General features: G+C 64.6%; 16 protein-coding genes and 1 pseudogene. 6 read left to right on the forward strand and 11 right to left on the reverse strand.

Annotation, left to right across the window (positions count from 1 at the left end; translation table 11 throughout):
• Positions 1-53: 53 nt before the first annotated feature.
• The gene (locus EH209_RS20090; protein ID WP_126664585.1) at positions 54-977 is read left to right on the forward strand and encodes a sulfite exporter TauE/SafE family protein; all 924 of its coding nucleotides are present in this window, start codon (positions 54-56) and stop codon (positions 975-977) included.
• On the opposite strand, the gene EH209_RS20095 is transcribed toward EH209_RS20090, so the two are convergent.
• From EH209_RS20095 to EH209_RS20130, 8 genes are all read right to left on the reverse strand, one after another.
• Positions 978-1,643, reverse strand: coding sequence for a cytochrome c biogenesis CcdA family protein (locus EH209_RS20095; protein ID WP_126664586.1), 666 nt, complete (start codon positions 1,641-1,643; stop codon positions 978-980).
• Positions 1,640-2,218 carry a TlpA family protein disulfide reductase gene (locus EH209_RS20100; RefSeq protein WP_126664587.1) on the reverse strand — a complete coding sequence of 193 codons (579 nt, stop codon included), beginning with the start codon at positions 2,216-2,218 and terminating at the stop codon, positions 1,640-1,642. Before EH209_RS20100 ends, EH209_RS20095 begins: the two co-directional genes overlap by 4 nt.
• Positions 2,219-2,941 carry an SCO family protein gene (locus tag EH209_RS20105; RefSeq protein WP_126664588.1) on the reverse strand — a complete coding sequence of 241 codons (723 nt, stop codon included), beginning with the start codon at positions 2,939-2,941 and terminating at the stop codon, positions 2,219-2,221. It lies immediately after the preceding gene.
• A 110-nt stretch (positions 2,942-3,051) separates the two neighbouring features.
• Positions 3,052-3,315 carry a DUF7521 family protein gene (locus EH209_RS20110; RefSeq protein WP_126664589.1) on the reverse strand — a complete coding sequence of 88 codons (264 nt, stop codon included), beginning with the start codon at positions 3,313-3,315 and terminating at the stop codon, positions 3,052-3,054.
• On the reverse strand, positions 3,315-3,677 hold the full coding sequence (locus EH209_RS20115) for a winged helix-turn-helix domain-containing protein (RefSeq protein ID WP_126664590.1): 363 nt from the start codon (positions 3,675-3,677) through the stop codon (positions 3,315-3,317). The genes EH209_RS20110 and EH209_RS20115 overlap by 1 nt, the downstream gene beginning before the upstream one ends.
• 96 nt (positions 3,678-3,773) lie before the next feature.
• Entirely contained in the window at positions 3,774-4,232 is a 459-nt protein-coding gene (locus EH209_RS20120) for a response regulator (RefSeq protein ID WP_126664591.1), read from the reverse strand.
• Between the two features lie 93 nt (positions 4,233-4,325).
• On the reverse strand, positions 4,326-4,820 hold the full coding sequence (locus EH209_RS20125) for a hypothetical protein (RefSeq protein ID WP_126664592.1): 495 nt from the start codon (positions 4,818-4,820) through the stop codon (positions 4,326-4,328).
• Positions 4,817-5,365, reverse strand: a complete 549-nt coding sequence (locus EH209_RS20130) for a hypothetical protein (protein ID WP_126664593.1) — start codon at positions 5,363-5,365, stop codon at positions 4,817-4,819. Before EH209_RS20130 ends, EH209_RS20125 begins: the two co-directional genes overlap by 4 nt.
• A gap of 206 nt (positions 5,366-5,571) precedes the next feature.
• On the opposite strand from EH209_RS20130, the gene EH209_RS20135 reads away from it, so the two are divergent.
• The 4 genes from EH209_RS20135 to EH209_RS20150 all read left to right on the forward strand — a co-directional run bounded on the left by EH209_RS20135 (position 5,572) and on the right by EH209_RS20150 (position 9,266).
• Positions 5,572-7,374 (forward strand): polysaccharide deacetylase family protein, encoded by a 1,803-nt coding sequence (locus EH209_RS20135; protein WP_249038866.1) that lies wholly within the window; start codon positions 5,572-5,574, stop codon positions 7,372-7,374.
• A gap of 88 nt (positions 7,375-7,462) precedes the next feature.
• Positions 7,463-8,188, forward strand: a complete 726-nt coding sequence (locus tag EH209_RS20140) for a DsbA family protein (RefSeq protein ID WP_126664594.1) — start codon at positions 7,463-7,465, stop codon at positions 8,186-8,188.
• Between the two features lie 79 nt (positions 8,189-8,267).
• A complete protein-coding gene (locus EH209_RS20145; RefSeq protein ID WP_126664595.1) occupies positions 8,268-8,612 on the forward strand; it encodes a four-helix bundle copper-binding protein in 345 nt (114 codons plus the stop codon).
• 111 nt (positions 8,613-8,723) lie between these two features.
• Positions 8,724-9,266, forward strand: a complete 543-nt coding sequence (locus tag EH209_RS20150; protein WP_126664596.1) for a DUF2243 domain-containing protein — start codon at positions 8,724-8,726, stop codon at positions 9,264-9,266.
• 38 nt (positions 9,267-9,304) lie between these two features.
• Here the strand turns inward: EH209_RS20150 and EH209_RS20155 are convergent, their stop codons facing one another.
• The 3 genes from EH209_RS20155 to EH209_RS20165 form a co-directional block, all read right to left on the reverse strand.
• Positions 9,305-10,924: a multicopper oxidase family protein gene (locus EH209_RS20155; RefSeq protein ID WP_126664597.1), complete on the reverse strand. Its 1,620-nt coding sequence runs from the start codon at positions 10,922-10,924 to the stop codon at positions 9,305-9,307.
• 127 nt (positions 10,925-11,051) lie between these two features.
• Positions 11,052-11,612, reverse strand: coding sequence for a class I SAM-dependent methyltransferase (locus EH209_RS20160; RefSeq protein WP_126664598.1), 561 nt, complete (start codon positions 11,610-11,612; stop codon positions 11,052-11,054).
• Positions 11,613-11,614: 2 nt separating this feature from the next.
• Positions 11,615-12,055: a DUF302 domain-containing protein gene (locus EH209_RS20165; RefSeq protein WP_126664599.1), complete on the reverse strand. Its 441-nt coding sequence runs from the start codon at positions 12,053-12,055 to the stop codon at positions 11,615-11,617.
• A gap of 299 nt (positions 12,056-12,354) precedes the next feature.
• Between EH209_RS20165 and EH209_RS20170 the strand changes: the two are divergent.
• Positions 12,355-12,592: pseudogene (locus EH209_RS20170) on the forward strand (NAD(P)/FAD-dependent oxidoreductase); the annotation flags it as partial.

Here is a 12,592-nt window from a genome sequence, read left to right on the forward strand (position 1 = left end):
CGAGGGGCTAACAACTGCGACTTCGTGTCGTCTTCCCTCGTCTTCGAACTAGTATGAGTGCTCCCGAATCCAGAGTCGACGTCGAACAGTTCCTGACTAACCTCCTCGAGTTCCGCTATCGCGAAGTGACGATGTTCGGCGCGGCACTGACCGTTCTCGTCGCCTCGATCGCATTCTTTCCTGGATTCGAGAACGTCGAGCAGGGCGTCCAGTCCGACCTCTCGGTCGGCTTGCTCGCCGGGCTGGTCCTGGTGGCGATCGTCGCCGGCGCCGTCAAGGGAATGACCGGGTTCGGCTACTCGCTCATCATGACGCCGATCTTCGCGTCGGTGATCGATCCGACCGTCGCTGTCGTCGTCCTGGCGATTCCGCCGTGGATGCTCAATATGTTCCAAATCGCTGAGACCGGTACCGGGCGGTCGTTCGTTCGCGAGGAGTGGGCGCTGCTGGTGCTCGCTATCGTCGGGACCGTCATCGGCGTCGCGGCGCTGGCGACGTTCAGCGTCGGACCGGTCGTCTCGTTCGTCATCGGCCTCGTCCTTCTGGGCTACGTCGCCTTTCAGGCCGTCCAGAATTTCGTCACGGTCGAGGAGGCCCACCACCCGTTCGCTCTCGGTACAGCCGGCTTCTCCCAGGGCTTCCTGCTCGCCTTCGCGAACCTCGGGCCGCTACTGCCGGCGTACTTCCACACCTTCGAGCGGGATGCCGAGCGCTACATCGGCGGGCTGTCGATGGTACTCGGGACGATTTTCACGGTTCGGATCGTCCAGATGGTGCTGTTCACCGACCTGCTCACGACCTACCGGCTCTGGCTCGGTTCGGTGATCGCCGTCGTCACGATCGTTGGCCTCCTGCTGGGCACGTATCTCCGGCGCCTCGAGTTCGACGAGCGGACGTTCAACTGGTTCGTCGTCGGACTCCTGTTCGTGATCTCGCTCAATATCTTCCGGAACACCGTGCCGGTGCTGTTCTTCTGATCAATAGACGACCAGCGCCAGGTAGAGTTGGCCGATTCCTGCGACGATCATGATGGCGCCCGCGAGTTGCTTCAGTCGCTCCGAGTACGCCGCGAACCGGCTCGCGCTCGCTACCAGTCCCATCCCGGTCGCGACCGTCACCGCGATCATCAGGGCGACGACGCTGCCGACGTAGGTCGCGAGGACGAGCGCCGCGGCATCGGTCGGCAGGGACAGCGAACGGGCGACGACCGCGAGGAAGACGGGCGCGACGCATCCAGCCCCTGCGAGCGCGTATCCCGCACCGAAGACCCCGAATCCGAGGACGCTCGAGCGCCGTTTCGGAAGCGGAATCGACAGCGAGGGGGCGCGACCGGCGACGACGAGCGCGCCGAAGACCACCAGCAGTCCGCCGACGAGCGACTCGAAGATCGTGAGATTCGACAGCGTCGACCGACCGAGCCAGAACGTCACGCCGATGAGGGCCGCGAACGTCCCCAGGACGCCAATACCGGCGACGACGCCACGGAGGGTCGCACCGCCGAGCGACGCGTCATCCCCGTCCGTTCGACTCACGTAGAACCCGACGTATCCCGGTAACAGCGGATACGCGCAGGGGCTGAAGAAGGTCGCAACGCCGGCGGTGAGCGCGAAGCCGACCGCCGACAGGTCCGTCGCCTCGATCACGCGTCGGCCTCCGCCTTGAGCGCTCGTTTGATCCCCGCTACGAGCTCGTCGGCAGTCTTGACCCCGGAATCGGACCACTGGACGCGCCCGTCCGCGTCGATCGCGACGGCGGAGGGATAGCCGCCGGCGAGGTACCGCGCGGTCAGTTCAGCGGTCGGATCGAGCCCGAGGAGCCAGTTACCGTCGTGGTTCTCCCACCAGTCGATCAGTTCGTCCTCCGTCACGGACGAGCCGACCGCCTCGCTCGTGACCGAGAGGAACAGCACGTCGTCACCGAGTCGGTCGTTCGCCTCGGCGAGGGCAGGCATCTGTTCGATACACGGCGGACACCACGTGCCGAAGAAATCGACGAACGTCGCCCGGTCGGCCGCCGGGACGCGGACCTCACCGGCCTCACTCCCCGGTGCGTCGACCGTTTCGATCGTGATCGAATCGGTAGCTACCGATGCCGAGCCGTTCGCGTTCTCCGGGTCGTCGGTCCCGTCGAACGACGGCGGGCCGCGAATCGCCAGCGTGCCCGCGGTCCCGATGACGCTCAGGCTTCCGATGCCGGCGAGGACGTCCCGTCGCCGCATCTATGCGGTCACCACCGTTTCGAAGTCCTCGACTAGCTTCGACGTCGCGATGGTTGCTCCGTCCGGATAGACGCGTTCGACCAGCCCGCGCTCGTTGACGAGGAAGATGTACGAGAAGTGCGGGAACATGTACTCCAAGTTCTCGTACTCGTCGGCGTCGCGCTTCTCGAGTGGGAGTCCGTAGCGGCCGTCGACGATCGATTTCGCGTCCTCGTAGCGCTCCGGGCGCAGGAAGTGCCAGTTTCCGGCCTCGAGGTCGACGCCCTGCTGGTCGGCGTACGTTTGCAACACGCCTTCGGTGTCGCGTTCGGGGTCGAACGTCATCGCGAGGAACGCGGCGTCGTCGCCGTATCCGCCCTCGGCCGCGACCGCCTGTGCGCGTCGCAACCGCAGCATGAGCGCGGGACAGACGCCGTCGGGACACGACGTGTAGAAGAACGTCACCAGCATCGCCCGCTCGCCCTCGAACTGATCGGTCGAAACGGTTTCTCCGGACAGGGGATCGGGGACGCTCGTCGTGGGAAATTCGTCGCCGTAACTCGGATGCGACGCCTCGCTCAGATCCCGTTCCGGCGGCTCGAGGATCGTCCCGTCGACGGGCTCTCGCTTACTACTGTTACTGTTGTTCGCACCCTCGTCGCCGCTCGAGAGAGTATTTAGACAGCCCGCAGCGGCGCCGATACTCGAGGCGGCGATCGACCGGAGATACAGCCGTCGGTTCATAGGTCGGCGTTTCGGTGCCATACCTAAATCTGAGACGGCGATTCCTCGAGTCGGAAAAAGTACCAGCGGAGGAAAATACGGGACGGCGGTGCGCTCGAGGGGCCGCGGAATCACTTCGTCAATGAAATGAGGACGAGCACCATCCCGCTCGAGACGATGACCGCCTGCACGAGGGCGGCGGACGCGATGGTCGTCCCGAACAACTGGTAGATGAGTCCCTCACAGATCGCGCCGGCACCGATGAAGACGAACCCGCTGGAGACGTACAGCATCGGTGTCTGTCCGCTCCGGCGATAGCCGTGGTACGCCAGATACGCGACGACGAGACTTAAGACGAACGTAATCAGTTTGGCGAGCAGGAAGGACGCTTCCATCACTCGTCACCTCGGAGTCCGCTCCAGAGCGCCGTGAAGTTGTCCGCGAGTTCGTCGCGGGTCTCCATCGTCAGCGAGAGCTGACCGTCAGTGATGTCGACGTGGAGTTCCTCGAGCGCCGTCTGGAACTCGCTCCGGTGGGAGCCGTCCGAGTCGACGGATCGCCGTTCCTCGATGAGACCGTGTTCCTGCAGCGTCGAGACGCGGCGGTAGATCGTCGTGAGCGAGGCGTCACACTCCTCGCTGAGGGTTTTCGCGGTCTTCGGCCCGTCTCGATCCGCGGCGAGAAGGATCTTCCGCGCGTAGTCGTCGGCGAGGATCTGGAAGATTTCCGCCGAGTCCGGAGAGCCACCGTGTTGCACAGGATAAACCCCGTCGTTCAGCGGCAAATAGGCCACGATTCGCCGACCCAGCAAATCACCGTCACTGTCTTGTATCCTTCTCAGGGAGCCATACTACTATCGTTTGTCGTTCGGTTCGTCTCTCGGCGGTACCCAGGCAACGTCGAACCAGAACTTCCCGAGTGTGCGGACGACGTCGACGAACCTGTCTCGATTGTCCGGCTTCCGGACATACGCGTTTGCGTGATTCGCGTACGACTGTGCGATAGATTTTCGCTCGTCCACTGCAGTGAAGACGACGACGGGAACGTCCGTCCACTCGGGGTCGGCATCGAACTTCTCGAGAAGCGTTCGCCGGTCCATCTCCGGGAGGTCGATATCGAGCACCACGAGGTTCGGACGGGAACGGTCGGGATCTGAGTTACACTGCCGAACGAATTCAAGCCCTTCGGCGCCGCTGGCAGCGGTCGAAACGGTGTTCGCGTTCGCTTCGTCCTCGAGTGCTTCGAGAAGGAGCCGAACGTCCTCACTGTTCGGATCGATGACGAGTGCCTCGACGGGTTGTCGGTCAATCATTGGCTAGCAACAGTAGCTCGCTGAATATTGCGATAATGTAGACCATCTATACAATAGTATGATCGTTTCGATGGTGACCGGCGGTGGAACCCATCACGTTGCGCAAGTCGGACACGACCGACTGTGGCGAACGTATATCAATCCCGCAAGAAGCGCCACGGAGACCGCCCCGAGAGCGGGTCGTAACGGATCGAAGTACGTCATGAGCGCGGACGAACTGAACAGCGCGAGCAGGATGACATTACAGATCGGACAGCCGACCGCTAGGAACCCACCGACGAGACCGCCGAGTACCCAGCGGTCCTCGCTCCGTGAGTCGCCGGTTCCGCTCCTGTCGGTGTCCCTGCAATCGGATTCGACTACCTCTGTCGCCAACCGCTGTGCGGCGTAGATGCCCGCCAGCAGTGCGGTCAGCACCAGAAACAGGTAGTCGACGGGCGTCCGCGGGACCATTCGAACGTAAAGCGGGTTCGGGACGAGCCCGGTGACAAGTCCGAACAGCAGGAACACGCCGATTCCGGCGGCCGTTCCCCATGCCATCGCTCGCCGGTCCGATCGGATCGATCGGAGGAAGTCCTGTGCCGTCATTTCGCTCTCTCTGTTGCGATCGCACACCGTTTGGGATGGCCCGCCCGTCCGAGGAAGAACAGTAACAACAGGAGACCGCCGAAACGAAGCAACGCGCCGTCGTACGGTAGTGCCGAGAGTCCCCCGGCGAACCCGAGAAAACCGAGGAGGCCGGCACCGCAGCTCGCACAACCTGACGCGAGGAGCCCGGGAACGACGCCGGAGAGGTCGGTGAGACTCGAGAGACCGACGATCTGCAGTTGGGCGACGGCATTGACGACCGCGATTCCCGAGAGCAGGGCGTAGAGGACGATGACCGTAAGTCCGGTCCAGCCGTCGGTGCGGTACACCGTCTCCGTGAGCGAGACGACGACGTACTCGAACCAGTGGAGGCCATCGCCGAGCATCTGGAGCGAGAACCCCGGCATCGTACTCAGGATCAGGAGGATGTAGGTGGCGAATGCAACGACGACGAGTCCAATCGTCCCTCGCCACGTCTCGAATGGGTACGAGACCGCTTCGGAGAGGTTCATCAGGTGCCCATTGACTGAATCGCTCGTGAACATCTATCTGCACTGATGCAGGACTGACTGAAATTTTCGGCTCCGATTTGCTGGGTCAGCAAATCACCGGTTCCGTTTACGCTGTCGGAGAGAACGTAACAATGAGTAACCTATCGACAATGGCTCACGAACGTGACGAAAACGACGGTTCGTCTCGGCGGCGAATGCTCACCGCACTCGGTGCCGCATCGACTACTCTCGCTGGCTGTATGGACGCGCTATCAGACGGCGAATCCGAAGCGAACGGCAATGGAGTCGGCAAGCGGGAGATGGCTTCCGGCCCCTCGCACTGGCCCGCTATCGAGGCGGGGCAGGGGCTCTCTGACTTCGAGGATCTCGACGAGTGGTCCCCCCGGACTGGCGAACTCTCGGCCGCTCCTGACGAGGCGCGACTCGGATCGCAAGCGGCGGTCATCGAGAGCGATGAGGCGACGGCCGGCCTAGAGATTCGGTTCGATAACGGAATCGATTTCGAGGGCTGGGACGCCTCACTGGCGGTCAAACCGGAATCCGCCGATCGAATCATCGTCGAGTTCCTCGCACCGACGCGGAGCGAGCGCCTCACCAGTATTCGAATCGTCCCGGACGGGTACGACGGCTGGTTCCGAATGGACTGTGGCTACCAGCAGAAGCCGGGGGAAGATCCGGACCTATCGAACGTCACCGGTCTCAATATTACCGCGGACGGGCCGGACGGTGGACCGACTAAGTTGCTGGTCGACGACCTCCGCCGAACCGAGTCGGCCGCCAACGGCGCGGTGATTCTCGCCTTCTACGGCGGGCACGAGTCCCATTACGACGTCGCGGCCGAGATGCTCGCGGAGCGCGACTGGACGGCGGCGGTTCCGGTCTCCCCCGAGCAGATCGGCGAGGCGGGACGGATGGGACTCGACGAACTCCGGGACCTCCGTGATCGCGGATGGGACGTCTGTTCGCTCCCGCAGGTATCGACGCCACTTCCGGAACAGCCCGCGGATCGCCAGCGGCAGGTTCTCGAGCACGCTCGAGACGCGCTCGCGAGCGAGGGCTTCGAGGACGGAGCACGCCACCTGTTCGTTCCGGACGGAGGGATGGACGCGGAGACCTATGACGTCGCCCGTGACGTCCACGAATCGGCGTTCCTGTACAGCTCCGGGACGACCGGCGTGCCGCCGACCGAGATGCACATGATTCCGTACATCTGGGGGCCCGCGCTCCACACCGGCGTTCGCCGCCACGCCAACCTCTCCGATCAGTACGGCCTGCTGACCGTCCTGCGCGTTCCGCGGATCGTCGACGAGGACGACGTGGGCGTCGACGAGAACCGGATGTCGCTGGACGACTTCGGACTGCTCCTCGATCACCTCGAGCACCGCGGGCTCGACGTCGTCACGCCCTCCGATCTCGTCGACGGAGATTTCGAGCGTGCCGACGGCGAGAACGAGACGACGAGCCCGAAGCGTCCGAGCGGCGTCGTCCTCGAGGCGGGCCAGTCCCACGCGTTCGAGGGATCCGGATCGACCGACTCGCAGACGGTCGGCCTCGACGGCGGCATCCTCGTCGCGAACGTCTCTCACGACGGGTCGGCGATCGCTGTCGACGTGACCGGCGTTGACGGAAGCGGCCGCAGCGAGAACCTGCTGACGACGGCGGAGAACGCTATCGGCGAGTCGATCATGGCCGTCGAGGGAGGATCGTATGGACTTGAGGTCGACGCCGACGGCGCGTGGTCGATCGAACTCTCCCAGCCGGCGGTCCGGGCCGACGACCTCGCCGACCTCCCCGTGCAGGCGTCCGGGACGGGATCGGCGTTCGTCGGGCCGCTGTGGACCGAGGGCGACGTTAGGGTCGTCGCGACCCACGACGGCGACGGGCAGTTCGTCGTCGACGGCCACGGCGCCGACGGCAGTCGCGAGATACTCGTCCACCGGACCGGGTCGTTCGACAACTCGCGGTCGTACAAGGCGGGCGGGGTCGTCTGGCTCGACGTCGAGGCCGACGGCGACTGGACGCTCGAGGTCGTCGACTCGTAGCGACGCCGTTCGGCACCGTTTTGCTGACCCAGCAAATCCACGGACCGGTTTTGGCCCGGCGGTGTGAACGTGATCACGAATTCGATCAATGGCACTTGATCAACCATCCCGTCGCGCCTTCCTCGCCGGCTCGGTCGTAACAGTCGGTGCCGGCGGCGCCTACTATCTCTCGCGATCCGACGACGCGGCTCACGACCTCTCCCCGTCGTTTCACTCGAGCGACGAGACATCCGCGTTCGGCGTTGACCTCGCCGGAAAGCCGATCATGGGGTCGCCCGAGGCGCCGATCGAGATCTACTACTGGACGGACTTCCAGTGCCCGTTCTGCGAGCGGTTCGAACGCGAAACGCTCCCCGATCTGGTCCGGAACCACGTCGGCCCCGGCGACGTTCGCGTCGTATTGATCGCGTTGCCGTATTTCGGCGCGGACTCGATGACCGCCGCGGTCGCCAGCAAGTGCGTCTGGGATCGGGTCCGCGACAAAGAGCCGTCCGCCTACTGGGACTGGCACGCGACGATATTCGAGAAACAGGAAGGGAAGAATTCGGGATGGGCGTCGGCCGAGAACCTCCTCGAGTACACCCGTTCGGTCGACGCCGTCGACGCGGACGCCCTCGAGTCGTGTCTCGAGGATCGACGATCGGAACTCGAGGACGCGGTCGAGACCGATGCAGATCGGGCGACCAAACTCGGTGTGTCGGGCACGCCGACGTTCGTCGTCTTCGATCCGAAGTCCGAGGCAGCCGGGTCGCTCGTCGGCGCACAGCCGCTGGAACGCTTCGAGGAGGCGATCGAACGGATCGAGGACGCGTGAGTCGGTCACTGCTCCGGGCCGGCGACTTGCAACGGCATGCGCGACCTTGATTGAATCGCGTGACGGAGGTAATATTGTAATGTCATTACAAGATCTTGCACACGCGGACGAGGAAATGCACGAGTGCATCGACAACTGTCTCGAGGCCGCACAGGCCTGCGAGTGGTGTGCGGATGCCTGCGCCGACCACGGCGAGGAGATGGCCGAGTGCATTCGGCTCTGCCGCGACGTGGCGGATCTGGCGACGCTGCACGCGCGACTGATGGCTCGCGACTCGGACTATCACGGCGACCTGGCGGCGGTCTGTGCCGAGGCGTGCGAGGCGTGCGCCGAGGAGTGCGAGCAGTTCGATCACGAGCACTGTCAGGTGTGTGCAGACGTCCTGCCGGAGTGCGCGGAGTCGTGCCGCAACATGGCCAGCTAGGGCGAACCGACCCAGCGGTTTCGGTTTCAGGCAGGTCTCATTTCGTGCAGTCCGAATCACGCTTGCAGTAGACAGCAGTGTACGCTTTTCCCTCAACCACAATTATTCGATATGGCCAGTGACGGAGAGACGTGGTTCGGGTTACACGAACGAGTGAAACCGCTCGTTCGAGCGGGCATCGTCCTCGGAATCGGGCTGGGCGGCTTCTTCGACGGGATTGTCCTCCACCAGCTCCTGCAGTGGCACCACATGCTGTCGGCCCGGACGGATCCGACGGTCCTCAGCGATCTGCGACTGAACGTAGTCGCCGACGGCCTCTTCCACGTCGGCACCTACCTCTTCACGATCGCGGGGATCGCCCTCTTGGTTCGCGCGTGGCGACGGTCGGACGTTCCGCCGTCGAGACGAGCGCTCCTCGGGGCGACGATCGTTGGTTGGGGCGTCTTCAATCTCCTCGAGGGGCTCGTGAACCATCAGCTCCTCGGGATTCACCACGTCTGGCCGGCCGGGCCGGGGAGCGTCCTCCTCTGGGACGTCGGCTTCCTGCTGTCGGGCGTAGTCTTCGTCGTCGGCGGGTACGCCGTGATCCGCCTCGACGGGCGGATCGTCTCTGGGACTCGAGGCGAGCGAACCACGGATGACCGCCCCACGTGATCGGGTGACCGCGCTACCGATCGCGCCGGCGGCGCCGCTCACTCGTATTCGAACACGCGGGCCATCCCTCGCTCGAGATGGTAGACGTTGTGACAGTGGAACAGCCAGTCGCCGGGGTTGTCCGCACAGAAGTCGAACATCACTTGGTCGCCGTGAGGCGCGACGAGAACGGTGTCCTTGACCGCGTCGCCGACCTGGAAAAAGTGGCCGTGGAGGTGCATCGGGTGGATCGCCGGACTGCGGTTTACCATTCGCACGCGGACGTGGTCGCCCTCGCTGATCTCGAGCGGGTCAGCGTCGGGAAACGTCTCGCCGTCGATAGTCCATGCGTCGGCGTCTGCGCCACCCATCATCCCGCCCGACAGCGTGAAGTCGAACGTTCGGTCCGGCTCTCCGTCGAGTTCCAGTGGCTCGAGCGCCTGGAGGTCGTCGTACTCGAGTTCCCGCCCGTCGAACCCCGGCCCTTCGGCGGATCTGCTCTCAGGCGCGTCCTCGTACCGCAGTATCGCCTCTGCGGGATCCTCGGTTCCCGCGACGGGTTCCGCGACGACGGCCCACTCGCCGGGAGAGTCGGCCTCAAGGACCGCGTCGTAGCGCTCGCCCATGCTCATTACGAACGAGTCCACGTCGACGGGTTCGACCGGTCGCCCGTCGGCGTGCGTGACGGTCAGCGAGTGGCCACCGACGCCGACGCGATAGGTCGTGGCGCTGCTCGGATTGATGAACCGCAGTCGAACGCGTTCACTCTCTTCGACCTCGAACACCGGCGGTTCCGACGGGAGGCGTCCGTTAGCGAGCAGTCCCTCGTACGGCGGTCGCTGACTCATCATCTGACTACCTGGTCCCATGCCGTCGCCGGGTCCGCCAGGTCCGCCATCAGGTCCCATTCCATTGCCGTCTCCGTTAGGTCCGCCACTGGGACCCATGCCGTCGCCGCTGGGACCGCGACCGTTGCCCGGGCCACCACCTCCACCGCTGGGGCCCATCCTGTCGCCATCTCCCTCCGGTCCGCCGCCAGGCCCCATTCCGTCACCGCCACCCGGTGGGACTTCGATCGAGTCCAGCGCCGGCTCCGCCGGGAGGTAATCGTCGAACTGTAGCGTATACTCGCGGTCGTACTCGACGTGCGGTGACTCCTCCTCGACGATCAACGGCCCGTAGAGACCCCTGTCGAGTTGCAGCCCGACGTGGCTGTGGTAGACGTACGTGCCTGCCGGTAACGCCTCGAACTCGTACTCGAACGTCTCGTCGGACGAGACTGAGTCCTGCGTGACGTCTGGAACGCCGTCCATCGGGTTCGGAACGGGAACGCCGTGCCAGTGAATCGTCGTCCCCTCGGGTAATTGGTTCTCGAGCGACACGCGCAGCGTCTCCCCCTCGTCGACCCGGAGTTCCGGGCCGGGGAACTGCTCGTCGTACACCCACGTCTCGAGGCTCTCGTCCGCTCCGACGTCGGCCTCTCCGCTCGAGGCGACCAGCGTTTCTTCGAGTCCGCCGCCGTCGTCTCCAGCCTCGTCGTCCTCGTTCTCCTGTGCGGTCCGCTCGAGTGCGGCCGCTCCGATTCCGATCCCGTTCGGTAGTCCCACGAGTCCGAACAGCGTCGCGCCGCCGCCGCGCAGCGCCTGCCGTCGCGGGACAGGTCGCTCGTTATCGTACATCACAGAACCGTCCACGACTGCGATGAAAAATGAGGGGCATGCCAGCGCATATCGGTCTCGGTCTGCGTCTGCGAAACGTGACCTCGGGACCGTCCGGGAGGCGCTCCCGCGCGGGCCGCTTGCGTTCTCACCCGAGCGTCGCGATCAGCAGGAAGGTCTCCGGTCGGACGGCCTCATGTTCAATAACGAATCCGGCGTTACGGAGGGCATTCGTCGTCTCCTCGGCGCTGTATCGCTCGTCGACCGGCGGACCATCCTCGCCGGAGCCAGTCGACGCCCAGTCGACGACGACGAGTCGGCCGTCGGGCGCGAGGACTCGTTGAATCTCCGCGAGTGCGTCGTCGCTCGCGAACTCGTGGTAGGTCATCGTCGAGAACGCGGCGTCGAGTGCGCCGTCGTCGAACGGGAGGTCGCTCACGTCGCTGGTCGCGAGGGCGACATTCTCCGGGACGCCTTTCTCTCGGTAGTACTCGCGCATCGCCTCCTGAACGTCGACCGCGTGGACCTCCCCGGCGTGGGGTGCGACGTCGTCGGTGAAGAAGCCGGTGCCGCTTCCGAGGTCGGCGACGGTGTCGTCCGGCGACAGCGAGAGCGCCCACAGCAGTTCCTCGGCCGACACGAAGCGGTATCGCCGTCCGGCCCGTTCCAGCTCGTCCGCTCGCTCTGCGTCGAACGTGTGGTAGCCCACGGTTACAGTTCCTCGAATGCGTTATCGACGAGCTCGCCGGTCTCGGCGACGATATCCGCCATCTCCTCGTCGTCCGGTGCCACGCCGACGAGCCGTGCGATCCGCATGATCGAGACGTGGTAGACGCGCTGTCGTCCCGGCTCTTCCTCCCAGATGACGACGTTACACGGGAACAGCGCGCCGAGTTTTCCGTCGGTGGCCTCGAGCGCTCGGTCGGCCACCGCCGGGTTACACGCGCCGAGGACGTAGTAGGGATCGCGGTCTGCGTCCACCTTTTCGTTGAGCAGTTCCGAAGGGGAGAACTCGACCGGAACGCCGAACCCTACGTCGGTGAACACCTCACGGACGTGCTCGATCGCCTCCTCGTGGTCCATCTCGAGGATCATCTGTTTCGCACCGATGTCGTCTGGATCGATCTGGGCGGGGTCGATAGGTAGCGCCATCATGTATAGTATTGGGTCCATAACGAAAACCTCTTCCGGTTTCGCCGCCGACGCTTCGCGGTACCGTCGCACGACTCGTCGACGAGTCGCGGCGGTGGTTCGCTTGCGAGCGCCCCGTCGTCGAACGACGGTGGGCGGCGGAACTGGAAGCCAGGGGCGTCGAGTTCAGAACCGGACGATCGGTCTCGCCCGACGAGTACGCCGGCATTCTGGATGCGTACGACTACGTCGTCGACGCGTCGGGCCAGCCGTCTCTGACGCTCAAAGCGAACGGAGACACGCACGAGTACACCGGCGACATGGTCACTCTCAATGCGACGGTCGAGGGCGATTTCTCGGCGTATCGGAATCGGCCGCGGATCTTCTTCGAGGGATACGTTGGCTACGCCTGGGCGTTTCCGAAGTCGGACAGCCACGCGAACGTCGGCATCGGCTGGGCGGGCGACCGGCGGCCCGACGACTACTTCGGCGCGCTCGAGGCCGCGGCTGAGCGGAACTCGTTTCCTGTCCCGGACCGGGCGGACGTGAATATCGCCA

Origin of the sequence: Haloterrigena salifodinae (genome assembly GCF_003977755.1) — an archaeon.
Taxonomy (GTDB): domain Archaea; phylum Halobacteriota; class Halobacteria; order Halobacteriales; family Natrialbaceae; genus Haloterrigena; species Haloterrigena salifodinae.

Bases quoted from the DNA above. Each gene is read 5' to 3' on its own strand.
- EH209_RS20090 (WP_126664585.1), top strand. From the start codon at position 54: ATGAGTGCTCCCGAATCCAGAGTCGACGTCGAACAGTTCCTGACTAAC.
- EH209_RS20100 (WP_126664587.1), bottom strand. From the start codon at position 2,218: ATGCGGCGACGGGACGTCCTCGCCGGCATCGGAAGCCTGAGCGTCATC.
- EH209_RS20105 (WP_126664588.1), bottom strand. From the start codon at position 2,941: ATGAACCGACGGCTGTATCTCCGGTCGATCGCCGCCTCGAGTATCGGC.
- EH209_RS20110 (WP_126664589.1), bottom strand. From the start codon at position 3,315: ATGGAAGCGTCCTTCCTGCTCGCCAAACTGATTACGTTCGTCTTAAGT.
- EH209_RS20120 (WP_126664591.1), bottom strand. From the start codon at position 4,232: ATGATTGACCGACAACCCGTCGAGGCACTCGTCATCGATCCGAACAGT.
- EH209_RS20125 (WP_126664592.1), bottom strand. From the start codon at position 4,820: ATGACGGCACAGGACTTCCTCCGATCGATCCGATCGGACCGGCGAGCG.
- EH209_RS20130 (WP_126664593.1), bottom strand. From the start codon at position 5,365: ATGTTCACGAGCGATTCAGTCAATGGGCACCTGATGAACCTCTCCGAA.
- EH209_RS20135 (WP_249038866.1), top strand. From the start codon at position 5,572: ATGGACGCGCTATCAGACGGCGAATCCGAAGCGAACGGCAATGGAGTC.
- EH209_RS20140 (WP_126664594.1), top strand. From the start codon at position 7,463: ATGGCACTTGATCAACCATCCCGTCGCGCCTTCCTCGCCGGCTCGGTC.
- EH209_RS20145 (WP_126664595.1), top strand. From the start codon at position 8,268: ATGTCATTACAAGATCTTGCACACGCGGACGAGGAAATGCACGAGTGC.
- EH209_RS20150 (WP_126664596.1), top strand. From the start codon at position 8,724: ATGGCCAGTGACGGAGAGACGTGGTTCGGGTTACACGAACGAGTGAAA.
- EH209_RS20155 (WP_126664597.1), bottom strand. From the start codon at position 10,924: ATGTACGATAACGAGCGACCTGTCCCGCGACGGCAGGCGCTGCGCGGC.
- EH209_RS20165 (WP_126664599.1), bottom strand. From the start codon at position 12,055: ATGGCGCTACCTATCGACCCCGCCCAGATCGATCCAGACGACATCGGT.